This is a genomic window from Natronorubrum halophilum, assembly GCF_003670115.1.
Taxonomy (GTDB): domain Archaea; phylum Halobacteriota; class Halobacteria; order Halobacteriales; family Natrialbaceae; genus Natronorubrum; species Natronorubrum halophilum.
Window position 1 is genome coordinate 343,840 of the sequence record NZ_QQTY01000004.1, and the last position, 22,774, is coordinate 366,613.

At 64.3% G+C, this 22,774-nt stretch carries 19 protein-coding genes; 10 read left to right on the top strand and 9 right to left on the bottom strand.

Annotation, left to right across the window (positions count from 1 at the left end):
- Positions 1–19: 19 nt before the first annotated feature.
- On the top strand, positions 20–289 hold the full coding sequence (locus DWB23_RS17165; RefSeq protein WP_121744000.1) for a hypothetical protein: 270 nt from the start codon (positions 20–22) through the stop codon (positions 287–289).
- A 6-nt stretch (positions 290–295) separates the two neighbouring features.
- Here the strand turns inward: DWB23_RS17165 and DWB23_RS17170 are convergent, their stop codons facing one another.
- Together DWB23_RS17170 and DWB23_RS17175 are read right to left on the bottom strand one after the other, a co-directional pair.
- Entirely contained in the window at positions 296–1,078 is a 783-nt protein-coding gene (locus DWB23_RS17170; protein ID WP_121744001.1) for an SAM-dependent methyltransferase, read from the bottom strand.
- A gap of 263 nt (positions 1,079–1,341) precedes the next feature.
- The gene (locus tag DWB23_RS17175) at positions 1,342–1,902 is read right to left on the bottom strand and encodes a uracil-DNA glycosylase (RefSeq protein WP_121744002.1); all 561 of its coding nucleotides are present in this window, start codon (positions 1,900–1,902) and stop codon (positions 1,342–1,344) included.
- A 250-nt stretch (positions 1,903–2,152) separates the two neighbouring features.
- On the opposite strand from DWB23_RS17175, the gene DWB23_RS17180 reads away from it, so the two are divergent.
- The 4 genes from DWB23_RS17180 to DWB23_RS17195 all read left to right on the top strand — a co-directional run bounded on the left by DWB23_RS17180 (position 2,153) and on the right by DWB23_RS17195 (position 6,371).
- Positions 2,153–2,422 carry a hypothetical protein gene (locus DWB23_RS17180; RefSeq protein WP_121744003.1) on the top strand — a complete coding sequence of 90 codons (270 nt, stop codon included), beginning with the start codon at positions 2,153–2,155 and terminating at the stop codon, positions 2,420–2,422.
- A 295-nt stretch (positions 2,423–2,717) separates the two neighbouring features.
- Complete coding sequence (locus DWB23_RS17185) at positions 2,718–3,608, top strand: winged helix-turn-helix transcriptional regulator (protein WP_121744004.1); 891 nt, start codon at positions 2,718–2,720, stop codon at positions 3,606–3,608.
- Positions 3,609–3,668: 60 nt separating this feature from the next.
- A complete protein-coding gene (locus tag DWB23_RS17190; protein ID WP_162989860.1) occupies positions 3,669–4,808 on the top strand; it encodes an ATP-binding response regulator in 1,140 nt (379 codons plus the stop codon).
- Between the two features lie 138 nt (positions 4,809–4,946).
- Positions 4,947–6,371, top strand: coding sequence for a PAS domain-containing protein (locus DWB23_RS17195; protein ID WP_121744006.1), 1,425 nt, complete (start codon positions 4,947–4,949; stop codon positions 6,369–6,371).
- Between the two features lie 23 nt (positions 6,372–6,394).
- On the opposite strand, the gene glmS is transcribed toward DWB23_RS17195, so the two are convergent.
- Positions 6,395–8,215: a glutamine--fructose-6-phosphate transaminase (isomerizing) gene (gene glmS, locus DWB23_RS17200; protein ID WP_121744007.1), complete on the bottom strand. Its 1,821-nt coding sequence runs from the start codon at positions 8,213–8,215 to the stop codon at positions 6,395–6,397.
- Entirely contained in the window at positions 8,215–9,390 is a 1,176-nt protein-coding gene (locus DWB23_RS17205) for a sugar phosphate nucleotidyltransferase (protein ID WP_121744008.1), read from the bottom strand. The genes glmS and DWB23_RS17205 overlap by 1 nt, the downstream gene beginning before the upstream one ends.
- Before the next feature lie 269 nt (positions 9,391–9,659).
- On the opposite strand from DWB23_RS17205, the gene DWB23_RS17210 reads away from it, so the two are divergent.
- Together DWB23_RS17210 and DWB23_RS17215 are read left to right on the top strand one after the other, a co-directional pair.
- Complete coding sequence (locus tag DWB23_RS17210) at positions 9,660–10,403, top strand: DNA polymerase sliding clamp (RefSeq protein WP_121744322.1); 744 nt, start codon at positions 9,660–9,662, stop codon at positions 10,401–10,403.
- Positions 10,404–10,660: 257 nt separating this feature from the next.
- The gene (locus tag DWB23_RS17215) at positions 10,661–10,984 is read left to right on the top strand and encodes a HalOD1 output domain-containing protein (protein WP_121744009.1); all 324 of its coding nucleotides are present in this window, start codon (positions 10,661–10,663) and stop codon (positions 10,982–10,984) included.
- Between the two features lie 15 nt (positions 10,985–10,999).
- On the opposite strand, the gene DWB23_RS17220 is transcribed toward DWB23_RS17215, so the two are convergent.
- A complete protein-coding gene (locus DWB23_RS17220) occupies positions 11,000–11,866 on the bottom strand; it encodes an alpha/beta fold hydrolase (RefSeq protein ID WP_121744010.1) in 867 nt (288 codons plus the stop codon).
- Between the two features lie 158 nt (positions 11,867–12,024).
- Between DWB23_RS17220 and priL the strand changes: the two genes are divergently transcribed.
- Positions 12,025–13,107 carry a DNA primase regulatory subunit PriL gene (gene priL / locus DWB23_RS17225; protein WP_121744011.1) on the top strand — a complete coding sequence of 361 codons (1,083 nt, stop codon included), beginning with the start codon at positions 12,025–12,027 and terminating at the stop codon, positions 13,105–13,107.
- 149 nt (positions 13,108–13,256) lie between these two features.
- Here the strand turns inward: priL and DWB23_RS17230 are convergent, their stop codons facing one another.
- A complete protein-coding gene (locus DWB23_RS17230) occupies positions 13,257–13,520 on the bottom strand; it encodes a DUF7472 family protein (protein ID WP_121744012.1) in 264 nt (87 codons plus the stop codon).
- A gap of 272 nt (positions 13,521–13,792) precedes the next feature.
- Here DWB23_RS17230 and DWB23_RS17235 point away from each other — a divergent pair, with 272 nt between their 5' ends.
- Entirely contained in the window at positions 13,793–14,434 is a 642-nt protein-coding gene (locus DWB23_RS17235; RefSeq protein ID WP_121744013.1) for an SWIM zinc finger family protein, read from the top strand.
- A gap of 80 nt (positions 14,435–14,514) precedes the next feature.
- A complete protein-coding gene (locus DWB23_RS17240; protein WP_121744014.1) occupies positions 14,515–16,356 on the top strand; it encodes an acyl-CoA dehydrogenase family protein in 1,842 nt (613 codons plus the stop codon).
- 177 nt (positions 16,357–16,533) lie between these two features.
- On the opposite strand, the gene hjc is transcribed toward DWB23_RS17240, so the two are convergent.
- From hjc to DWB23_RS17255, 3 genes are all read right to left on the bottom strand, one after another.
- Complete coding sequence (gene hjc, locus DWB23_RS17245) at positions 16,534–17,055, bottom strand: Holliday junction resolvase Hjc (protein ID WP_121744015.1); 522 nt, start codon at positions 17,053–17,055, stop codon at positions 16,534–16,536.
- Positions 17,056–17,117: 62 nt separating this feature from the next.
- Positions 17,118–17,939 (bottom strand): CPBP family intramembrane glutamic endopeptidase, encoded by an 822-nt coding sequence (locus DWB23_RS17250; RefSeq protein WP_121744016.1) that lies wholly within the window; start codon positions 17,937–17,939, stop codon positions 17,118–17,120.
- 63 nt (positions 17,940–18,002) lie between these two features.
- Positions 18,003–22,484, bottom strand: a complete 4,482-nt coding sequence (locus DWB23_RS17255) for a PAS domain S-box protein (protein ID WP_394341756.1) — start codon at positions 22,482–22,484, stop codon at positions 18,003–18,005.
- Positions 22,485–22,774 lie beyond the last annotated feature (290 nt).

A 22,774-nucleotide genomic window follows, 5' to 3' on the forward strand; every position in this document is an offset into this window, starting at 1 on the left:
CGGACGAGTCTCGTACCAAATGACATCTCCGGCTGCAGAACAACGGGACGGTATCGACTCCAGGGCGATCGAGTTTCCCGTCACGGCAGCTACGCAACGGGCGCTCCACGAGGCGATCGGCCACCTCTACGACGAACTTGCGGTCGCCAGAGAAGCGAACGAGGACGGGGCCGAACTACCCGACGAGTTGTTCGAACAGATCGAGCGGTTCTACACCGCGTCGGCGGACGAATCCGTCTCGAGCGTCGAACTCACGTACCGACTCGAGACGCGGGAGAGCCGAGAGTAGGGTCACTTACTCGGCCTCGAGCGCCTCGGCGAATCCGAAGTTCGGTTTGACGTCCTCGACGCGAACGTCGACGACGTCGCCCGCCGTCGTTTCCGGAACGAACAGCCGGTAGCCGTCGACGGACGCGATGCCGTCGCCTTCCGTGCCGACGTCGACGATCTCGACCTCGAGTTCGTCGCCCGGCCGTACCGGCGCGGTGAGCCGTCCCTTCCCGATGAGATAGATCTCGGAGGACTCGTCGCGGCTGGCCTTCGGCGACGTTGCGCGGACGTACTGGAACTCCTCGCCGATGTCGGCACGGAGGTCGTCGACGTCCGGCCCCTCGAACACCTTCACGATGAAATGTCCGCCGCTGTCGAGGAGTTCGAGGGCGGTCTCGAAGGCCTGCCGGGCGAGGTAGAGCGAGCGGGCCTGATCCAGCGAGTACTCGCCGGACATGTTGGGTGCCATGTCGGAGACGACGACGTCGACGCGGCCCCCCGCGGCGTCGATGACGCGCTCGCGCGTTTTCTCCTCGGTCATGTCGCCGCGAAGCGTCTCGACGCGGTCGTTCAGGGTCGAATCCTCGAGGTCCTTGATGCGCTGGAGGTCGACGCCGATCACGTTACCCGGCGGACCGACCCGTTCGGCGGCGACCTGTAGCCAGCCGCCCGGTGCGGCACCGAGGTCGACGACCGTGTTGCCGCCCGAGATGACGTTCTCGAGTTCGTCGAGCTGCTTGAGCTTGTAGGCCGCTCGGCTCCGGTATCCCTGCTGTTTCGCTTTGTTGTAGTATTGATCTTTTGCCATGGTTCGTTCCTCGCGTGGAGAGTCCCGTGCCGATCGACGGGCAGGGACTGTCGACAGAACCGATCCGGACGACGTCGGTCTCGAGTCGCGTCGCGGATCGATCGTGTTCGTACCACGGGTACGGACCAGAAGCGGAAAGGCCTGCTGAAAGCGATCCTCGGTGGGGCGAGTGCGGACGCGTCGGAACGGATGACTTTCGGAACAGCATCGAGTTCCGGACGGCGCTCGCCGAGTTCGAGTCGGGCGAGTCGGAGGAAACGTCCTCACGCAACCTCGAGCGCTGCCGCCAGATCGGACTCGATCGCATCGACCTTGCTCCGATCGTACAGCGCTGCTGCCGGGTGAAACGACGGGACGACGATCCGGTCTTCGTGCTCGAACGGTTGGCCGTGCACGTCCGTGATCGTCTCGTCGGTGTCGAGGATCTCGGCCGTCGCGAAGCTTCCCATCGGAACGAGAACGGACGGGGCGACGCGCTCGAGTTCGGCCTCGAGAACCGGCCACCAGGCGTCGATCTCGGCGACGTACGGATCGCGGTTCTCCGGCGGCCGCACCTTGACGAGATTGGTGATGTAGCAGTCCCGCCTATCGAAGCCGATCGACTCGAGTACGCGATCCAGTTGCTTGCCGGCCTGTCCGACGAACGGTTCGCCCTCAGCGACTTCCTGGCCGCCGGGAGCCTCGCCGACGAGCATTACGTCGGCGGACAGCGGACCGACACCGGGGACGAATCGCTCGCGATCGAACTGGTCGTCCGGAACGCCCTCGAGTACGGTAGCGAATTCGGTTTCGAACTCCCACTCGGTGGGTTCCTGATCGCTCATGGCGGTGGACTACGGCCGTCTCTGGAAACTTCCTTTTCCCTGCGTACGCGTTTCAATCGGGTCCCTTCGGGTGACGGCCTCGACCCGATCGACTCGTAGAAGGGACGATGCGTGCGAATCGACTGCCCTCGAGATGGTTACCGGCCGCGTCACAGACGGTATCGCGGCGCAACTCGAGTGAGAGAACGTGGCTCGGGACGGGGCACATTCAGGCCCTACCGTTAGGATCACGGGCGGAGGCGAACGAGATATGGGCGACATTCCAGACGTCGAGCTGGTAGAGACGGAAGACGACTACATCCACGTCCGGTTTCGCGATCCGGATCGATACGACGAGATTCGAACGCCCGACTGGGCCGAAAACCCGGCAGAGTCGGTTTCGAAGGGGAGCGAGGTGCGAACCGGGAAGGTCGAAGGCGAAGACGACTGGGAGGTGACCAGCGTCCTGATCAAAAAGAGCGTCGGCGAGGAGAAGGCCGAAGAACAGGCGCGCGAAATCGTCGAGAAGATCGAATCGTAGTAGGCGAGATCGACGGCGAACGCGAGACCGGATTCGGCTGGAGAAAGGCGACCTGTCCACAGTCGTGGTTGACGATTCGAGCCTCGTCTTCGTCCGAGAATCACACCGGGGACAGGGCGTCGAGTAGGTATCTGTCGTTCGTTACTGGAGGAAGACGGGGGGCAATACTGGCAGCGAGGTGTACGTATACGCGCCGGGTTACCTCGAGGATAGCGTCCGTTCGAGGTCGTCACAAACCACCTGCTTATCGTCTCGGGAACGCTACAATAGCGTATACGTATCGGGACGAATCATCATGACTCAGACACCGAATCCGGCACAGTCGATCGCGAGTTCGATCCTCGGCACCAAGTGGAAACCGCGACTGATCGTCGCGCTCGCGACCGAGGGCCGGCTCGGATTCGGAGACTGCAAACGCGAACTCGAGGGCATCTCGAGCAAGGTGCTTTCGGATAACCTCGACGATCTGCGCGAACGGGACGTCGTTTCGAGAGACGTGGTTCAGGAGCAACCGCGCCGCGTCGAGTACGAACTCACCACGGCCGGCCGGGAGCTGTACGCGATCCTCGAGACGATGGCCGAATGGGACGCCACCTACGTCACGGGCGATGGCGTTCCGACGGTGTTGCTCGCCGACGACGACCCGCGGCTCCTCGAACTCTACTCGCTGTGGCTCGTGGCGGACTACGACGTCGTGACGGCGACGAACGGACAGGAAGCCCTCGACCTGCTCGACGAGTCGGTCGATATCGCGATTCTCAACCGGACGCTACCGGGACTGAGCGGTGACGAGGTCGCAACGGCGGCGATCACCGTCAACCAGCAACCGGCGATCGCGATCCTCACGTCGACGCAGGTGTCGCCGACGGACGTCTCGCTGCCGGCCGATCGACTGCTGCGAAAGCCGATCACGAAAGGGGAGTTGCTCGATGCGATCGCGGACCTGAGCCGACTCGCCACCGACGCGCCGATCGCCCGCGAGGTTCGGGCGCGCCACCATCGGCTCGCGTTCGTCGAAACGCACCTCGGATCGGCCGTCAAAACGACGGCCCCGTACCGTCGCGCGACGGAGGAGCTGGAACGAGTCGAAGCCGAGCGAACGGCGGCGCTCGAGGCTCGCGAACCATGGCGTCGGCTGCTCGAGGCCGAGGCGAATTCGGAGGAGACGGACACCGAGTCGTCGTGACGTCGGTGGCCGCTGAATCCGGACCGAGGAGCTTTGGGACTCCGCGTGGTGAATATGGCCATGACAACGGGACAGCCTGACCCCTACACGGTGTTGCTCGTCGAAGACGACGACCTGCAGGCACGGCTGTACCAGATGATGTTGTCCCAAAACATCGGGAATCAAAGGAACGGAACGCACGGCGGACGGTCGAGCAAGTCGGTCCCGACCGTCGAGATCGCCGAGACGCTTGCAGACGCACAGGACGTACTCAGAGACGCGTCCACGTCGATCGACCTGGTCCTGCTCGATCTGAATCTGTCCGATTCCTCGGGCCTCGATACGCTGGATTCGGTCCTCGAGACGGTCGACAAGACGGCGGTCGTCGTCCTCACCGCGATGGACGACGCCATGATCGGACGGGAAGCGGTCGAACGGGGGGCACAGGATTACCTGTTGAAAGACCACGTAACACCGCGGCTGCTCGTACAGACGGTGACGTACGCCATCGAACGGCGAAAACGGGCCGCCGAACTCGAGCGCCAGCGCCGAGAGCTGGCGGTACTCCACTGGCTGGTCCGCCACGAAATCAGAGAGGACGCCGTCATCGTCCTTGGATGGGGCGCAGAGCTCTCGCCGTCGGATCCCGACGAGAAACGAACCATCTCGCGGATCGTCGACGCGGGCGAACACATCGTCGAACTCACCGAATCGGTGGGAGCGATGGTACAGACGCTCGACGAACGGCCACCGGAACTCACGGCGATCGATCTCGAGGGCGTGCTCGCGGAAGAGATCGAGCGACTCGAGACCCGGTACGACGACGTCGAGGTGTCCTTCGATCGAACCGGCGAAGCCGTCTCGGTCAAAGCCGATCGGTTTCTCAACGTCGTCGTCCGGAACGTGCTGACGAACGCAGTCGTCTACACGGAGGGCCGGGACGGCGAGGTGACGGTATCCGTGATCGACGAAGACGGCGATGAGCCGTCCGTCGGGTTTTCGGTATCGGACGACGGTTCCGGGGTTTCGCTCGCAGATCACCAGCGCATCACCGACCGCGAGTACACCCCTGAGGGAGCCAGAAGCGGGGTCGGACTGTATCTCGTCCAGACCTTCGTCGACCGATACGGCGGCCGGCTCGAAATCGAGGAGGAGTCGGGTCCGGAGGCCGGAACGACGGTCCGAGTATCGCTCGAGCCGGCGACGGCAGACGCGGAGTGATCGCCTCGAGAACGCCGCCAACCGTACGAGGGTCCACGCGGGTGGCGGTGGGGAGAGGACGGCGATCCATCGTCCCCGAAGCGTGTGGCTCTCCGGACGCTGGCACACGTTCAAGCGTCTCGGCGTTGTACCACCCGTATGGTGGCAGCGAGCGGGCGAGCGATTCGCGTGCTCTGTGTCGACGAGGATAGCGAGGCGCTCGAGCGAGCGGACGAGTCGCTGGTCGTCGATACGGAACGGGATCCAGCCGAGGCACTCGAGCGGGTTCACGACCGCCGGTACGATTGTGTCGTCTGTGAGTACGAGCTGCCGGAGATGACCGGTCTCGAACTCCTCAAATCGATACGTCGAGTCGACGACGAGTTGCCGGTGATCCTGTTTACCGGTGCTGGCTCGGAAGACATCGCAAGCGAGGCGATTTCGGCTGGCGTAACGGATTACGTCAGAAAAAAACAGGGGACGAGTCGATACGAACACCTCGCAGAACGGATCACGAACGCGGTCGCACAGTACCGAACTCGCGAGGACCTCGAGCGCAAGAGCGCGGCGATGGACGAGGCACCCATCGGGATCGTGATCTCTGATGCAACCCAACCGGACAACCCGCTCATCTACGCGAATCAGAAATTTCAGGAGCTGACCGGCTATCCGATCGACGAGATACGCGGTCGAAACTGTCGATTTCTACAAGGGGAGCGAACAGCACAGGAGCCAGTCGGCGAGATACGAGCGGCGATCGATTCCCGAGAACCCGTTACCGTCGGGTTGCGAAACTACCGCCGCAACGGAACGATGTTCTGGAACGAGGTGACGGTCGCGCCGATCACGACTAACGAGGAGACGTCTCCACACTTCGTCGGCTTCCAGAAGGACGTGACGCGACGGAAACTCGCCGAAGAACGCGTCAAGCGACAGAACGCGCGCCTCAGGGAGCTTACCAGCGTACTCTCACACGACATTCGGGGGCCGCTTACGGCCGCCACCGGCTATCTCGAGTTGGCTCGAGAGCACGACGACAGCGTGCCGTTTCTCGACGAGGTAACGGAGGCACACGAGCGGATGGCGACGCTGGTCGAAGACATGCTAGCGCTCGTTCGAGCGGGGAATCTCTCCGACGACCTCGACGACGTCTCGGTGGCGGCGGCGATCGATTCGGCCTGGGTTCCGCCGCCGGGTGTCGAGCCGGAACTCGACATTCGGATCGACGAGGACCGGCGGATTCGAGCCGACGAAATCCATCTGCTCCAGTTGTTCGAAAATCTCTTCGAGAACAGTCTCACGCACGGAACGACTCGAGACGCGGATGGTGTCTCCCGGGTCACGGTTACCGTCGAGTCGCTCGAGGACGGCTTCGCCGTCGAAGACGACGGTCCCGGCATTCCGTCGGAAGATCGCGATATCGTCTTCGAAGCGGGATACACGACCGACGAGAACGATATCGGGACCGGACTCGGATTGCGGATCGTCAAAGACATCGTCGACGCTCACGGCTGGAATATCGACGTCGTCGACGGAAGCGAGGGAGGAGCCCGCTTTGAGATCACCGACATCGCCGTCATCTGAAACGCGTCGGAACCCGCGGGTCGTTACTGCACGGTGACGCTTTTCGCCAGGTTTCGTGGTTTGTCGATCGGACGGTCGAGCGCGTTGGCGAGCCAGTAGGCGACGAGCTGGAGCTGGACGTTTGCGACGATCGGCATCACCGCCGGATGCGTTTCCGGGATTTCGAGGACGTAATCGGTGTGGTTGGCGACCGATTCCGGGTCGTCGGTCACCGCGACGACGGGTGCATCCCGCGCCTGTACCTCCTTGATGTTCCCGATCGTCGCCCCGGCCTGTTCGCGACTCGAGACGAGCGCGAAGACCGGCGTCGACTCGGTGACGAGCGCGAGCGGCCCGTGTTTTAACTCCCCGGCCGGAAAGCCCTCGGCGTGTTTGTACGTGATCTCTTTGAGCTTCAACGCCCCCTCGAGCGCGACGGGCGCGTTGTATCCGCGACCGATGAAGAAGTAGGCGTCCGCGTCGAGGAACTCCTCGGCGACGGCATCGGCCCTCGAGTCGTCCAGCACGGACTGGATGTGATCGGGAAGCCGTCGAAGCTCGCGCAGGTACTCGCGCGGCGGAAACGCGGCCGAAGAAGCGGAGTCGACCAGAGCGGTCGCGAGAAGCGACAGGGAGACCTGCTGGGAGGCGAACGACTTCGTCGCAGCCACGCTGATCTCCGGACCGGAGCGGATGTAGAGAACGTGATCACACTCCCGTGCCGCCGAGCTCTCGACGACGTTCGTCAGGGCGAGGGTCGTCGCTCCCGCCCGGTTTGCACTGCGGAGCGCAGCCATTGTGTCGGCGGTCTCGCCGCTCTGGGTGACGCCGACGACAAGCGTCGATTCGTCGACCGGGAGCCGAGCGGCGTCGTACTCGCTCGCGATGAACGTCTGCGTTGGAATGCCACGCCGCTGGAGCAATCGCTCACCGTACAGCCCCGCGTGGTAGGACGTTCCACAGGCGACGAACTGGACGGACGACGGCGTCTCGAGACCTTCGAGTTCGGGCAAGGTGACGGTCCCGCCGAGTTCCTCGATGCGACCGCGCAGGCAGTCGCGGATCGCGCGTGGCTGTTCGGCGATCTCCTTTCGCATGTAGTGATCGTAGCCGCTCTTGCCGGCGTCTTCGGGGTCCCAGGCGATCGTCTCGACCGACTTCTTGATGGGGGCTCCGGAGCCGTCGGAAACGGTGACCGACTCCGGCGAAAGCGCCGCGAACTCGCCGTCGTCGAGGTAGACCACTCGGTTCGTGAACTCGATGAACGCCGGCACATCGCTCGCGAGGTAGTTGCCGTCCGATCCGAGTCCGAGAACGAGCGGTGACTCGTGTCGCGCCGCGAAGACCGTCTCGCAGTCGGGGTAGACGGCCGCGATCGCGTAGCTCCCCTCGAGTCGCCCGATCGCCTCCCGAAACGCGGTTTCTCGGTCGGCACCGCCGGCTCGCTCCCGCTCGATGAGGTGTGGAACGACCTCGGTATCGGTGTCGCTCCGGAACGTGTGCCCGGCTTCCGACAGTTCCTCGCGGAGTTCCAGATAGTTCTCGATGATGCCGTTGTGGACGATGGCGACGGACTCCTCGGCGTTCGTATGCGGATGGGCGTTTGCGTCCGTGGGCGGGCCGTGCGTGCTCCAGCGCGTGTGTCCGATGCCGGTCGAACCGTCGAAGCCGTCGGCATTACCGGCGAGCGCGTCCTTGAGTTCCGACAGCTCTCCCCCGCGTTTTTCGATGGAAAGCGACGCGTTCGCCACCGCGACGCCGGCCGAGTCGTAGCCGCGGTACTCGAGGTTCCCGAGCCCGTGGAGCAAGACCTCGAGCGTGTCACTGTCGCCACCGCTACCGGCGTAGCCGATGATCCCGCACATTACGAATGCACCTCGGTATCGTCGTCGATCGTCCCGCGAACGGTCGCGCCGGCTTCGATCGTCACGGCGGCACCGACGATCGCTCCCGGAACGTAGGTCACGCCGCCGTTGTCGGTGACCCGATCGGCGAGCAACGCCCCGATCGGCGCGTCCTCGAAGAATCGGTCGCCGATGCGGGCGTCACCCGGCCCACCGGGAACCACCGTTCCGTGACCGAGATCGACGCCGACGCCGGTCACGCAATCGATCGCGGTCGCGTTGGCACCGATCCGGGTGTCCGCGTCGATCACGCTCCGCTCGACGACGGCGTTCGAACCGACCGTCGTATTCTCGCCGAGACAGGCGTGCGGGCCGACGACGGCACCGGGACCGATCTCGCAGTCTCGGTCGACGACGACCGGCGACCGAACGATCGCCGAATCGTGGACGATCGCCGACGCCGCGACCTCGTCGCCGATTACGCCGGCGTCGAACAACATGTCGGAGACGGCGAGCAGATCCCACGGATACATCGCGTCGATCCACCACCCCTCCGAGACGACGCCTCGAACAGTCTCGCCGTCCTCGAGAAGCGTCGTCATCGCGTCCACCAGCGAGTGTTCGCCCGGGGTCATGTCGAGGCGCTCGATCGTCTCGAGGAGGTTCGGATCGACGACGTACACGCCGGCGTTGAGCCTGTACGCGCGGTCGTCTTGGGGATTCTCGACGAGTTCGACGACGGACCCGTCGTCCTCGAGGATCACCCCGCCGTACTCGCCGATCTCTTGGCGGTTGACCAGCCCGATCGTCGCGGCGGCATCGGCTTCGTGCGTGGCGACGACATCCTTGATGATCCGCGAGTCGACGAACTGGTCGCCGTTGACGACGACCGTCGCACCGTCGATAACCGACGACGCGAGACGCAGCGCGTGGCCGGTTCCGAGCTGTCGTTCCTGCTCGACGTAGGTCAGTTCGATCTCCCGGTAGCTCGAGCCGAAGTACGACCGGATTCGGTCGCCGCGGTATCCGACGACGACGGCGATCGAGTCGATGTCCGCCGCGATCAACTGATCGAACACGTGCTCGAGAATCGGTCGCGTTCCGGCCGGTAGCATCGGTTTGGGCCGGTTTCGCGTCAGTGGACGCAGTCGGATCCCCTCGCCCGCTGCGAGGACGACCGCAGAGGAGACGCTCATAGGATCACGGCAGCGTGCCCGGTATTTGTTTGGGCGTCCTTACAGAACTCTCGACGGCCGGTACGCGCGTCTCGATCGGCACCCATACCTCGATTACCGCCCTCGTCGCGATCGTTTTATCGCTAAACGTGTCCTTTCGGAAAGAGGTGCAACGCGAGCGAGTAACGGCCGGTCGCGACCGATCCCCGTCTTGTGCCGTCTCGTACTTCGGTCTCGCGTTCGCGCGTAAAGGGTGGCTTTTTATGCCAACCGTTCGTACCTCGACGCATATGTTCAAGGCCATCGTGAGCGCAGAAACGCTCACCAGCGCGCTCGATTCGGTGAGCGTGCTGGTCGACGAGTGCAAGATCCACCTCGAGGAAGACGGTCTCGAAATTCGGGCCGTTGACCCCGCTAACGTCGGGATGGTCGACCTCTCGCTCGATGCGGCTGCGTTCGAATCCTACGAAGCCGACGGCGGGCTCATCGGTGTCGACCTTTCACGACTCGAGGACATCGCAGGCATGGCCGAATCCGGCCAACTCCTCCAGCTCGAACTCGACGAGGAGACCCGTAAACTCCACATCCAGATCGACGGGCTCGAGTACACGCTCGCGCTCATCGACCCCGACTCCATCCGTCAGGAGCCGGACATTCCGGATCTCGATCTGCCGGCGGAAGTCGTCCTCGAGGGCAAGGACGTCAACCGCTCGGTCAAGGCGGCCGATATGGTCTCCGACCACATCGCACTCGGCGTTGACGAAACTGACGAGTTCTTCTACGTCAACGCGGAGGGCGACACCGACGACGTCCACCTCGAACTCACCCAGGACGATCTGATCGATCTGCAGGCCGGCCCGGCACACTCGCTGTTCTCGCTGGACTACCTCAAGGACATGAACAAGGCCATCCCAGCCGACACCGAGGTCACGCTCGACCTCGGCGAGGAGTTCCCGGTGAAGATCTACTTCGGCTTCGGCGAGGGGCAAGGGCAGGTTACGTACATGCTCGCGCCGCGAATTCAAAGCGAGTAGCCGTCACTCGCGACGAACATCTATTTGTACAGCCGCGCTGAGCACCGCCGGCTAGCGGAGCCGCTGAACGTCGGTAGCGACGATACCGTCTCGAGCGAATGTCGGAGTCACGATCCGAGGCCCGCCGTAATTCACGGTTGGGAGCCGCTCTCAGCGCCCAGATCCCGCCGACGGTCCATCCGTATGGACGAACGCGTTATTTAATACACACATATAGGAAGGTGACAACCTACCAGTCGCTCCACAGTCGTATTGGTGTGCCCTCCACAGACGATCCCGAAGACGCGGACGGGCCGCGATACGTCACGACGTTCGATCCGGAATCCGGCGAGCGAGCGAGTGAAGCCGTCGTGGCGGCGGTCGCCGCGCTCGTCGACGCGAACGGAACGACTCTCGAGCCGCTCTACTCCGTCGTCGAACCGGAAGCCCTCGACTCCCTGGTCGAACACGCCCGACGAGTCGACGACGCCAGCACCCACCGGCTCCGATTTACCTACGAGGGGTTCGACGTCGCCGTCCGAAGCGACGGACAGATACGGATTCGAGATCCCTCCGACACGCCGAACCCGGACGCCGAGTAGCGAGTCAGCCCGGCGTCACTCGTGCTCGTCGAGAAACGCCAGCAGTTCCTCGTTTACGCGCTCTGCGTCCTCGATGAAAAAGCAGTGGGAGCCGCCCTCGAAGCGCTCGAGTCGGGCGTTCGGAATCGCTTCCTTGAGCAGCGTGCCGTTGGTGGCCGGGACGACCCGGTCGTCGGTCCCGTGAAGGATCAACGTCGGGACTCGGAGCCCATCGAGGCGATCGCTGACGTCGAAGTTCAGGGCGGCAGCGGCCTGGGCCTCGCGCGCCGGATCGAGGGCGTCTTGCTCGAGTCGCCACTCGAGGATTCGATCCATCAGGTGCGGATTCCGGTTCGTAAAGCGTTCGTTGAACGCCGGCCGCATCCGGTGGCGGAGTTTCTCCCGTTCGCTCGCGCCCTTCGGAACGTCGAAGATGAACTCCCGGGTCTCCTCGGGGATCGGCACGGCATCCGGGCCGCCGTGGCTCGTACAACAGAGCGTGAGCGTCTTCGCGCGGGTGTACTCGAGCGCGTAGCGCTGGGCGATCATCCCGCCCAGGCTCGCGCCGACGATGTGCGCCTCGCGGATGCCCGCGTCGTCGAGGACCGCCTCGAGGTCCGCCGCGAGCCCGCCGATCGAGTAGCCGGCGAATTTGAAGATCAGCGGCGCGCGAAGTTTGCGCGGCAAGCGCGGAATGAGCGGTGGCAGTCCGGTATCGGATTGGCCCGTCCCGCGGTTGTCCGGCGCGATAACGTCGAAGGTGTCGGCGACGGCCTCGCGTTGCCAGCGCCACATCCATCGACCGTAGCCCAGTCCCTGCACGAAGACGACCGGCGTTCCGTCGCCCTCGCTCTCGTCGTACTCGTAGTGTATCGACACGCCGTCTCGTAGCACCCGTGACATACTCGGTGTGATGTGTCGGACCGTCTTGAAATCGACCCTCGTCGGCCGACCCGCGACGGACTCGCTGCCGACGAGCTGATCCAGTACGAGGGTGCCGCCGGTCGGGAGCGAACGAACAACCAGCGGCTTTAACCCGGCGCGGTAATATCGAATTACCGATGCAGCGACTGCACGCTCGATACCCGTTTCTCGAGGCGGCCCGCGACGCCGTGGCGACGGAGGCCGTCGATCTGGCCACCGTCGTCGAGCAAGACCGGGCGGTCGTCGACCGCGCCCGCGAGCGCGTCGTGGCGGCGCTCGAGGACGGCGAGATCGGCGAACCGCGCCGCGAAGCCCGCATCGAGTTGCTCTCTTACCCCGTCGCGCGCGTGCTGGTCTCGATGGTCGACGAGCGGATCCTCGTGCGCAAGTACGCCCGCGCCGAGGCCGCGACCGCGTACGACCGATTTACCGCCGATTTCGAGGAAACGACCGAACTCAAGAGCGTCGAATCGACGGGGGTGGACCTCGAGACGCTGCTCGCGGAGTTCGACCTGCAGACGGCCGTTCGAGAGACCGCCGACGGCTACCGGATCGACGTCGGCACCTATCTGCCGCTCGCAGAGGACTTGTGGGCGGACGAGTGGCATCTCGTCAATCGGGCGCTGGCCGACGGCGAGGTCCCGATCACGGACGCCGAACTGCTCACCCTGCTCCAAGAAGCCATCCGAAGTCACATCGAGACGGGACTCCCCTTCGACGTTCCCGACGTTATCGCGACCGGACTCGAGGACGAGGTCGCTGAGATTCGGGAGGTGCTGGCGGACCTCGAGTTGACCCGCGAGATCGATACGGTCGTTCCCGACCTGTTCCCGCCGTGTATGAAGGCCCTGTTGGATCAGATTCAGAAGGGCGAGCACCTGCCCCACCACTCCCGGTTCGCGATCACCGCGTTTCTGGCGAGTATCGGGATGGACACCGACGAGATCGTCGACCTCTATCGGGTGAACTCCTCGTTCGGCGAGGAGATGACCAGGTACCAGACCGACCACATCCGCGGCGATTCCTCCCCGACGGAGTACTCGGCACCCTCGTGTGCGACGATGCAGTCCTACGGCGACTGCGTGAACAAAGACGACCTCTGTGAGCGCATTCCCCACCCGATGGCCTACTATGAGGAGCGAATCGACGACGCCGACGACGAAGAGATCGAGGACTGGCGAGACGACGGGACCGACGGCGAGTCGGCAAACGGCGATTAATCGAGTGTGAGACCGCCGAAAAGCGGCTCGCCTCCTCGAGTGGACTTGCTCTCGTCACCGTCGATCCATCAAGTCGCTGCAATTCGTCACTAGAGAAAGAAGCGTCCGACCGCCACTCGGTCCGTTCGAAAACGGACGCCGACGCTCACTCAGACCGCACTTTTTGCGTCCGCATCGTCGTCCGGTTCGAGTTCGTCTTCGGGTTCGTTCATCAGGAACGCGAGGACGAGCCCGACGGTGGTCAACAGGAGAATAAAGCCGATGATAGCGATGACGAGCATCTCGCCGCCTTCTGGCGACAGCGTCCCGTTGTCGGTTCCGTACTGGGATCCGATTCCGAACATGGCGCTGAGCATCAAGAGAACGGAGGCGACGGCCACGGCGATTTCGATGATTTGGTCGCGGTCGAGCATTACCGGACCGGTTTCTTCGGACCGGTCAAAAGCGCTTCGAAGGGGCGACCGACGAACTCGCAGCAGGAGGACGCGACTGGAGACGCCGATCGGGGCAACGGGTTCGATTTTCACCCGAATTGACGGGGTGGCTTCCCCCAGCCCCTCATAAAGCACGTGCCGGCGATCGCAGGCGAGCCCGTTATTTCGTTCGAGCACCTACCGTATTCGAATAGCCAACCGACCAGCGACACGTCGATCAGCCCCGGTGCTGATCCACTCCCGACGCACCCATGAACACAACAGCGTCACCGAAGACACCACTGCCAGTACCGCCCAACAACCGCTTAGCGGGGCGTTCGCGCCGCGCCCGCACCGAACCGATGTCGGTGTTGCCCCTCGGCGACGGCCTCTACGAGGTCGAGTCGGCCAGCGGGCACACCTATCTCGTCGATCTCGAGGGCGGACGGTGTACCTGCCCGGACCACGTCTTCCGCGAGGCTCGGTGCAAGCACATCCGCCGGATCGCGATCGAAATCACCGAGGGACGAACGCCGCCGCCGGGCGAGATCGCCGTCTCCTGCGAGGAGTGTGGCGAGACGATCTTCGTCGACGAAGACGACAACGAGCCCTTCTACTGCGGAGCGCACACGATCTGGCCGGGCGATACCGTTATCGACCGCGAAACGGGCGACCGACTCACCGTCGTCGACGTCTCCGACCTGCGGGCCGACGCCGTCGAGATCGGCGCGGCCGACACCACCGTCGCCGAGTACGCGACGAACGAGCGCTACGATCCCGACGTGCCCGTCGTCGGCGCGGTCTACCCCCACGCCACCGTCGCCACGAACGGCGTCGTCCCCAAGTCGCTGCGGGTCTACGTCTTCCCGCGAACGCGACTCGAGAAAGCGACACGACCTCAGTCCACGCGGTAGTCGAGTCCGAAAGCGCGCGACAACGGACCTCGAGTTGACTCGTACCCTTTTTATTGTTGTTCGTCAACAACTATCATAGCATGTCCTCGAGCATCGACTACGGCCGATTCGACGAGGGACGGGCGGTGAACTACTGGGAACTCGATCGGACGCTCGAGCGGGAGGTTCGGCGGATCTACACCGCCGACGAGTTCGAGTGGGCCGAATCACGACTCTCAGCGTTCGGCGAGTGCGTCGGCCACACCATCGCGGACAACGCCGACTACGTCGACGATCACGGGCCGGAACTCGAGCCCTACGACAAACACGGCGAGATCCAGAATCTGGTTCGGTACCCGGCCGAACAACTCGAGAACGAGCGATTGGCCTACGAGATGGGGATCGTCGCCGATTCCTTCGAGGCCCCGCCCGGCCGCGACGAGCCGATGCCGCTCTCGCACACCCTCGCGATGCAGTACCTGCTGTGTTACGCCGACGCCGGCTTCGACTGTCCGGTCGCGATGACCGCGGGCGCGGCGCTCGTCCTCGAGAAGTTCGACGACGGCACCCTCGGCGAGTACTACGACGCCCTGACGAGTCGGGAGTACGAGGGGCTGATCGAGGGTGCGATGTTTCTCACCGAAAAACAGGGCGGCAGCGACGTCGGCGCGAACGAGACGCGAGCCGAGTGGAACGAGCGAACCGGGTGTTGGCGACTGTACGGCGAGAAGTGGTTCTGTTCGAATATCGACGCCGAGGGCACCCTCGCGCTCGCTCGGACCGAGGACGCGCCCGAGGGAACGGACGGACTCTCGATGTTCCTCGTCCCCCATGCGGACCTCGAGGACGGTCCCGTCACGAAAGGCGACCTGCTCGAGGACGGGGCGCTCGAACCCGACGCGGTGAACGACCAGCTGTACCGGCGGCTGAAGGACAAACTCGGTACCATCGCCGTTCCCACCGGCGAGGTCGAGTTCACCGGCGCGAACGCGCACCTCGTCGGCGAGGAAGAACGCGGGTTCAGGCAGATGACCGAAATGCTCAACCTCGAGCGACTCTCGAACGCCGCGGCCTCCTGTGGAATTATGGGCCGAGTGCTGCTCGAGAGCAAGATCTACGCCGCGAACCGCGAGGCCTTCGGCGAGACGATCGATCAGTACCCGTTGATGCGTGCGGACCTGGTCGATATGGCAGTCGATCACGAGGCCGCGACGGCGTTTACCTTCGAAGCGGCGCGGCTGTTTGCCGAGCGCGAGCGGGCGGAACGTCGCTCCGCGGGAACGGCGAGCGCGGCTGACGACGACGCCTACCGCCTGATGCGGCTCCTGATCCCGATCGCCAAGGCCCGAACGGCGCGGATGGCCGTCGACACCGCCTCCTACGGCATGGAGATCCACGGCGGCAACGGCTACGTGAACGACTTCGTCACCAACCGCATGCTCCGGGACGCGCAGGTGCTCCCGATCTGGGAGGGGACGGAAAACGTCCTCTCGCTGGACGTCCTCCGAGCGCTCGAGCGGGAGGACGCCCACGAGCCGTTGCTCGAGACCATCGAGGAACGCCTCGAGACGGTGTCGCATCCGGCGCTCGAGGACGCCGCCGAGACGGTCGCGTCGGAGTACCGCGACCTCGCGGGTGCGCTCGCGACGCTGGCCGCCGAAGACGGCGAGTACGCACAGCTGTCGGCCAAGCGCCTCGCCCACTACGTCTTCGACGTCTTCACCGCGGCGCTGTTGCTCGCGCAAGCGCAGGCGGAACTCGAGGACGGCGCCGGCCGACTGGCCCTCGTCGCCCGGCGGTTCGTCTCGAACGAACTCGAAACCGACGACGCGCGGGGGATCACGAGCGGCGACCGGTTCGCGCTCGAGGCGTTCGAGTCGATCGTCGAGTACGCGCCGGCAGACCCCGAGACGCTCGCGGAGACGGTTTCGGCGGACGACTAGCGGCCGCTAACGGAGCCGACGGAAGTCGGCCGTCCCGTAGGGACGTGATGTCGGCGACCCGATCGGTCGAATCGGCCACCGAATGATGGTTACAGACCGGGCGAATCGGCCATCGGGTGATGAATGTAGACCGGCCGAACGAGTATCGACCGCCTCCCGAGTCGGATTCGAGCCCCGTTACTCGAGCAGTTCCGCGGCTTCTTCGACCTCCATGACGCCCTTCTCGACGGCGTTAAGCACGCGGAGGATATCCTCGTCCGGGCCGTCGGTGCCGCCGGTGGCGGCCTCCTCGAGCGTGACCTTCTCGCTCTTGCCGACGAACTCGGCGAAATCGGTGCCCTCCGCGATGGCGACCTCTTTTTTGACTCGGTAGTTGCCGCCGTCGGTGACGTAGAGGTCGCCGGGGTGGAAGAAGTACCAGTCCTCGCGGTCGAACCGGACGCCGATTCGGGGTTTCGCGCCGAAGTTCTGGGCGAAGTAGATCAGCGCTTCGACTTCCTCGCCGGTGAGATAGATGGGATCGCCGGCGCTCGATTTGGCTTCGATGGCGTAGAACTGTTCGCTGTCACCCGCGAGAACGTCCGGGAGTTCGCGTTCCGTCGCGGAACCGCTTGCGGGTGCACGCATCACCGCGAAGCCGGCGTCGTCGAGTGCGTTGACGAGTTCGCGTTCGCGGCGGTCACCCTTCGCCTGAGACATACACCCCTCTCACCGGCGATTGCTAATAAAAGAACGGACAGCGCGGCGGAGTTGGCACCCGATTACAGCGGAACGCTCGCGACGAGGTCGACCAGCAACGAGGTGGTCGGCTCCGTTCCCTCGAGATCGTACTCGAGGGCGATGTAGAGCAGGCCGAACTGGAAGGCGTTGAAGGTGGCGTGGGACGCGATCGGGACGAGGAGGTTGTCGCTTTTCGCGTAGAGGTAGCCGAAGATGAGCGAGCCGCCGAACACGACCACGATCGGGACGGCGGTCGCGAGCAGCGAGTCCGAGAGGACGGCGTAGGACAGGAAATGAACGAGCGCGAAGATCGCGCTGGCGATGACGATAGCCTGGGAGCGACTGAACGCCTCGTAGAGGCGCTTTTGGACGATGTTACGGAAGAGGAACTCCTCCGCCGGCGCGTTGAAGAAGAAGACGATGCCGATCATGACCAGGACCATCGTCGGATCGTCGTTGATGTACGTCATCACATCGTTTTCCGCGGAGGGCAGCGAGAGCAGACTGACGGCGATGCTCACGAGGACGTAGAACGCGAGGATTCCGACTATGCCCGCGATGACGTACATCCAGCCCCGTTTCGACGGGATCCGGAGATCGACGTACGACCAGCCGCGGTCGGTAACGGCGAGGTAGATGGCACCGGCCAGCGCTATGCCGACGAAGTTCAGGGTCAGCAACGCCGTCCGGGCGGTTATCGACGCATCAGCCGGCGAGGTGATCAACGCAGGATCGAGGAGAAACGCCGGAAGCGTCGTGAAGTTGGGGGCGACGAGGACGCCAAAGATCGTCAGTCCAATGGCGACGAGCGCCGACCGGAGCGGGCCGGACTCGCGCTCGCGTTGCCGGGTGGGTGTCTCCATAACAGGGTCTACGGGGACCGGGTCCTTGGGCGTTCCTTTCTGGAGCGGAACGTCGCGCCCGGATCAGTCGTCGACCGCCGAAGTCATCCCGTTCTCGAACAGCTGTTTCAGCAGTTGTTGCTGGCCGATTCGGAGGTGGCGGTTGACCGTCGGCTGGGTCACGTCGAGCATCTCGGCGACCTCCTCGCCGGTGCTCTCGCGTGGCCACTCGAAGAAGCCGGCCAGATACGCCGTCCGGAGCACCTCGAGTTGTCGGTCGGTCAGGTCTTCGAACAGCGATGTGACCAGTTCCTGTCTGGTGTGCATCGCCCGCTGGACGTGGCGACGGGACTGCAGTTCGACGCCGGCGTAGTGGTCGCCGAGCATCCCGACGAACTCGCGGACGTCGGTTGTCGTCGGGACGTCGACGGTAATCTCGGTTCGCTCGCCGTCGGCAGCGATCGAGCGCGGACTGCCGCCGTGGCGAACCAGCCGGGAGGCGACGACGTCGCCCGCGATGGTCGCCTCGAAGAGACAGCCGTGATCAGACTCGGTAACGAGTCGAGAGTCCGTGACGGAGACGAGGTCATCGAGGACGCGACGCACGTCGGCCGACGGCGCGCCGGTGGTCTCGAAGAACAGGACCGTCTCCGGCCCGGAGTGGGTCCCAAGCCCTTCGTAGGTGACGTGAGCGCCGGTCGCAGTCGCGATCCGCGAGAGGATCTCGTCGTCCGTCTCGAGTCGAAGCGTGAGTTCGACGAGCGTCTCGGCGTGTAACGCTTCCTGCGTTTTCGTCGTGTTGATCGCGTTCGCGATTCCCTCGCCGAGTTCCGAAAACACGGTTCGCTCGAGGTCGCTAAAGGCGTCGGGTTCGTCGGCGTACACCGAGAGGACGCCGTACCGATACTCCTCGAACGAGATCGGGACGGAGACGACCGATTGATAGCCCGCGTCGAGCGCGTTCGTCCGCCACGGCTCGCGTTGGAGCCCTTCGACGGTGTTTTCGACGACCGTCGGCGTCTCGGTGCGCGCAGTACGCACGGACGGCTCCGGCGCGTCGGCCTCGAGATCGAACGAGTCGGTATCGAGATACTCCGGATCGGTGCCCGCCCAGGCGCGGGGCTCGAGCGTCGTTCCGCTCGGGTCGATATCGCCGATCCAGGCGAAGGCGACGGTGTCGGCTTCGACCAACCGTTCGGGGACCGTTCGTTCGATCTCGGCGCGGCTTTCGGCACCGATCAGCGACGTGTCGATCCCCCTGATGATCTCGGTGATCTGGACCTGCCGCCGGAGTCGGCGGTTCTGGGCTTCCAGTTCCGCATCGCGCTCCCGCAGGCTCGCCTCGCTCTCGAGTCGGTCGAGCGCGGCCTCGGTCGTTGCGACGAGTGTCTCGACCAACTGTCGCGTCTCGTCGTCGATCGTTGCCGGCGGGGCGACCAGAACGAACACGCCGTGGTCACCGACCGGGACCAGCAACCCGCCGGGAGCGCCGCCGCCGAACAACGGGGACTGCGCACCGATCTCGGCGTCGTCGACGACCGTCTGGGTTCCCGTCACGTAGGTGTTCCAGAGGACCGAATCGGCGTTCCCGACCGCGACCGACGGCGCGCCGCCGGAGTGATCGGCGAAATCGCTCGTCGAAGCCGCCGGTTCGAACTGGTTCGTTTCGGCATCGAGAAGGTAGAGGCTCGCGCTGACCGAGTCGAGTAAGTCCGCAGCCGTCTCGACGACGCGGTCGGCGACCGACGATTCCGTCTCGGCGTTGAGCAGTCCGCGGGCGGTTTCGTGGAGCGACTCGAGCGCCAGTTCCCGCCGCTTCTGGTCGGAGATATCCTGCACCGAGCCGCGGTACTTGACGAGGGTGTCGTCGTCGTAGATCGGTTCGCCGATCACCCGCACCCACCTGGTGTCGCCCGCGGCAGGTTGCAGGCGAGCCTCGAGTTCGTACCCCGTCCCGGTCGCCATCGCGGCCTCGATCCCGCTGCGTACGGCCGGTCGGTCGTCCGGATGGTAACGCTCGAGCGTCGTCTCGAGGGTGGGAGTGACGTCGCGAGGCAGGTCGTACAGGCGGTACAGTTCCTCGGACCAGGTCTCCGTCGGCGGCTCGTCGCGGACGTCCAGTTCCCAGCCGCCGATCTTCGCCATGCGCTGGACGCGCTCTAGCAGGTCCGTCGTTCGCTCGAGATCGCGTTCGCGGTTCTTTCGGTCGGTGATGTCCCGAATGACCCCCGCGGTGCCGGTGAACTCGCCGTCGTCCGTCGGTAACAGCGCCATGTGATTTTCCGTCTCGATCACGTCGCCGTCCGCGGTCTCGAGAGCCATCTCGAACGTTTGAGACGGTTCGTCGGCCCGCAACAGCTCTCGAATCAGGTTCCGGGCCGTCTCGAGTTCGTCCCGGCGCATCATCGTTGCGACGTTTTCACCGATTAGATCCTCCGGATCGAAGCCCGCGATCGAGTGGGTGGCGTCGTTCAGGAAGCGGAAGTTCCCCTCCTCGTCGAGGGTGTACACCAGTTCGTCGAGCGCCTGAACGATCGTCTCGTAGCGCTCGAGTTCGCGTTCGCGCTCCTTGCGATCCGTAATGTCCTGAACCGACCCGTGGATTTTGACGATTTCGTCGGCCGGCTTCGCCCGACCGGTTTCGGGACCGACGTCGAGATGCTCCGCTCGAACCGACTCGCCGATCGTTCGTACCCAGCGCTGCTCGCCGTCGTTCGAAACGATTCGTACCTCGAGATCGTAGGGCTCGCCCGACTCGATGGCGCGCTCGAGTGCCCGCTCGATCTTCGGGCGATCCGCGGGGTGGTAGAACTCGAGTGCGTCCGCCAATTCCACGTCGTCACCGGAGGAGACGCCGTGGATCTGGGCGACTTCGTCGGTCCAGTGCAACTCGAACGGCTCGGTCCGCACGTCGAGTTCCCAGGCCCCGATGTTGGCCAGTCGCTGGGACTGCTCGAGCAGTCGCGTGGTTCGCTCGAACCGTCGCTCGCTTTCGACCTGTTCGGTAACGTCGGTAATCACGCCCTCCAGGCCCTCGATCGAGTCGTCCTCGGCGAAGACGCCGCGACCGCGTTCGCTGAGCCACCGGCGCTCGCCGTCAGCCGTTTCAATCGGAAACGTCACCCGAAACGGCTCCCGCGCCGCCACGGCTTGTTGGACCGTCTCCCACAGCTCGTCGTCGCCCTCGAGGACGACATCGTCGAACCAGCTCACGTCGCCGTTTTCCAGCGTTTCGGGCTCGTACCCGGTGAGTTCGCGACACCCCTCACTGACGAAATCGAACGGCCAGTCCGGCTCGTTTCGACACCGATACACCATTCCGGGAACGTTGCTCATCAGCGTCGAGAGCTGGCGTTCGCGCTCTTTCCGTTCGGAGATATCGCGACCGATGCCCGTCACGACGGCGTTCCCGTCGGGGTCCTCGAGCCTGGACGCGACGAACTCGTAGGGGATCGATTCCCCGTCCTTGGTGACGACGGTTGCGTTGACCTTCGCGAGTCCGTCCGTCAGCGCGTCGTCGATGGCACCTTCGATCAGCGCTCGATCGTCTTCGACGAAGAATTCGACGGCGTTCATCGACCCGATCTCGCCGTCCGAGTAGTTACTCACCGCGGGAAGCGTCTCGTTCCAGCGCTGCACGTCGCCGTGCTCGTCGATCACGTAGAAGACGTCGTCGACGGCATCGAGCAGGTCGTTAGTAAACGACGTCTGCGTCCGGAGTCGGCGTTCCCGTTCGCGCAACTGCCGTTCCGCCTCCTTGCGCTCGGTGATATCCTCGAACGCGGCCATGACGCCGACGACGTCACTCTCGGCGTTTCGAAACGGCGCTTTCGAGAGACTCACGTCGACCCGCGAACCGTCCTTGGTCAGTCGCTCCGTTTCGACGCCGGTGATCGGCTCGCTCGACTCAAGCCGGTGAAGAAGCGGCTCGGCCTCGTCGTCCCGGTCCGGCGGAACGATCGGCAGCGGTTCGCCGCGGATTTCGTCGGCGCTCCAGCCGAAGATACGCTCGGCTGCCGGGTTCCACTGTTCGACGGTTTCCTCGAGGTCGACGGCAACGAGCGCGGCTGGCGACGCCTCGATGATCGCGCGGAACCGTTCGTTCGTCGCCCGTAGCTCCCGCTCGCGGTCGGTGAACTGGCGCTCCCGTTCCTGAACCGTCTTCGCCAGCTCCTCGACCGCCTCGGACAGGCGCCCGATGTCGTCGTCTCGATCGAGTTCGAAGTCCACGTCCGCGTTCCGGATCCGATCCGCTCGCTCCGACTCGCTTTCGTCCGCGTCTCGAGCGTCGGAAACGGCGGCGACGAACGCCTCGAGGTCGGTCGTCAGTTGCTCGATAGCGGCTTCCTGACCGGTGCCGCCGTGTGCGGCGAGACCGAGCAAAACCGGCACGAACACCGTCGATCCCGGCGTCGCGCCGCCGAGATCCGACGCTCCCGTCAGGACGGAGACGATTCCGAACACGATCGCAACCGCTCCGAGAACGACCAGCAGTGTCCGCCGGGTAGTAACACGCTCGAGTGATCCCCCGCGAAACGACGGGATGTTCATAGGGTGGATACGCAATGGTTACTAATGAGAGGTGCGGCTTATAAATCTCTCACTTTTACATAATGTAAGGATAATAGTACCGAATATAAATCGTTGATCGGTACTAAGCGGGCTTCAGCGGGACGGCGTCGATCGAATCCGAGTGATCGGTATCGCCAGCGACGATTCGCGGGCGGCGATCGAACAGTCACTGACTGGCTCCCAACGGGATATTTTCCCGATTCGGTGGCGCGATTTCGATCGTCATTCAATACATGTAGCGTCCCAGGCCCAACGGGCGTACGTGTATAATGAACAGTAGAATA

Bases quoted from the DNA above. Each gene is read 5' to 3' on its own strand.
- priL (WP_121744011.1), top strand. From the start codon at position 12,025: ATGCAGCGACTGCACGCTCGATACCCGTTTCTCGAGGCGGCCCGCGAC.
- glmS (WP_121744007.1), bottom strand. From the start codon at position 8,215: ATGTGCGGGATCATCGGCTACGCCGGTAGCGGTGGCGACAGTGACACG.
- hjc (WP_121744015.1), bottom strand. From the start codon at position 17,055: ATGTCTCAGGCGAAGGGTGACCGCCGCGAACGCGAACTCGTCAACGCA.
- DWB23_RS17190 (WP_162989860.1), top strand. From the start codon at position 3,669: ATGACAACGGGACAGCCTGACCCCTACACGGTGTTGCTCGTCGAAGAC.
- DWB23_RS17205 (WP_121744008.1), bottom strand. From the start codon at position 9,390: ATGAGCGTCTCCTCTGCGGTCGTCCTCGCAGCGGGCGAGGGGATCCGA.
- DWB23_RS17175 (WP_121744002.1), bottom strand. From the start codon at position 1,902: ATGAGCGATCAGGAACCCACCGAGTGGGAGTTCGAAACCGAATTCGCT.
- DWB23_RS17170 (WP_121744001.1), bottom strand. From the start codon at position 1,078: ATGGCAAAAGATCAATACTACAACAAAGCGAAACAGCAGGGATACCGG.
- DWB23_RS17210 (WP_121744322.1), top strand. From the start codon at position 9,660: ATGTTCAAGGCCATCGTGAGCGCAGAAACGCTCACCAGCGCGCTCGAT.
- DWB23_RS17185 (WP_121744004.1), top strand. From the start codon at position 2,718: ATGACTCAGACACCGAATCCGGCACAGTCGATCGCGAGTTCGATCCTC.
- DWB23_RS17220 (WP_121744010.1), bottom strand. From the start codon at position 11,866: ATGTCACGGGTGCTACGAGACGGCGTGTCGATACACTACGAGTACGAC.
- DWB23_RS17240 (WP_121744014.1), top strand. From the start codon at position 14,515: ATGTCCTCGAGCATCGACTACGGCCGATTCGACGAGGGACGGGCGGTG.
- DWB23_RS17230 (WP_121744012.1), bottom strand. From the start codon at position 13,520: ATGCTCGACCGCGACCAAATCATCGAAATCGCCGTGGCCGTCGCCTCC.
- DWB23_RS17180 (WP_121744003.1), top strand. From the start codon at position 2,153: ATGGGCGACATTCCAGACGTCGAGCTGGTAGAGACGGAAGACGACTAC.
- DWB23_RS17165 (WP_121744000.1), top strand. From the start codon at position 20: ATGACATCTCCGGCTGCAGAACAACGGGACGGTATCGACTCCAGGGCG.
- DWB23_RS17250 (WP_121744016.1), bottom strand. From the start codon at position 17,939: ATGGAGACACCCACCCGGCAACGCGAGCGCGAGTCCGGCCCGCTCCGG.
- DWB23_RS17235 (WP_121744013.1), top strand. From the start codon at position 13,793: ATGAACACAACAGCGTCACCGAAGACACCACTGCCAGTACCGCCCAAC.
- DWB23_RS17195 (WP_121744006.1), top strand. From the start codon at position 4,947: ATGGTGGCAGCGAGCGGGCGAGCGATTCGCGTGCTCTGTGTCGACGAG.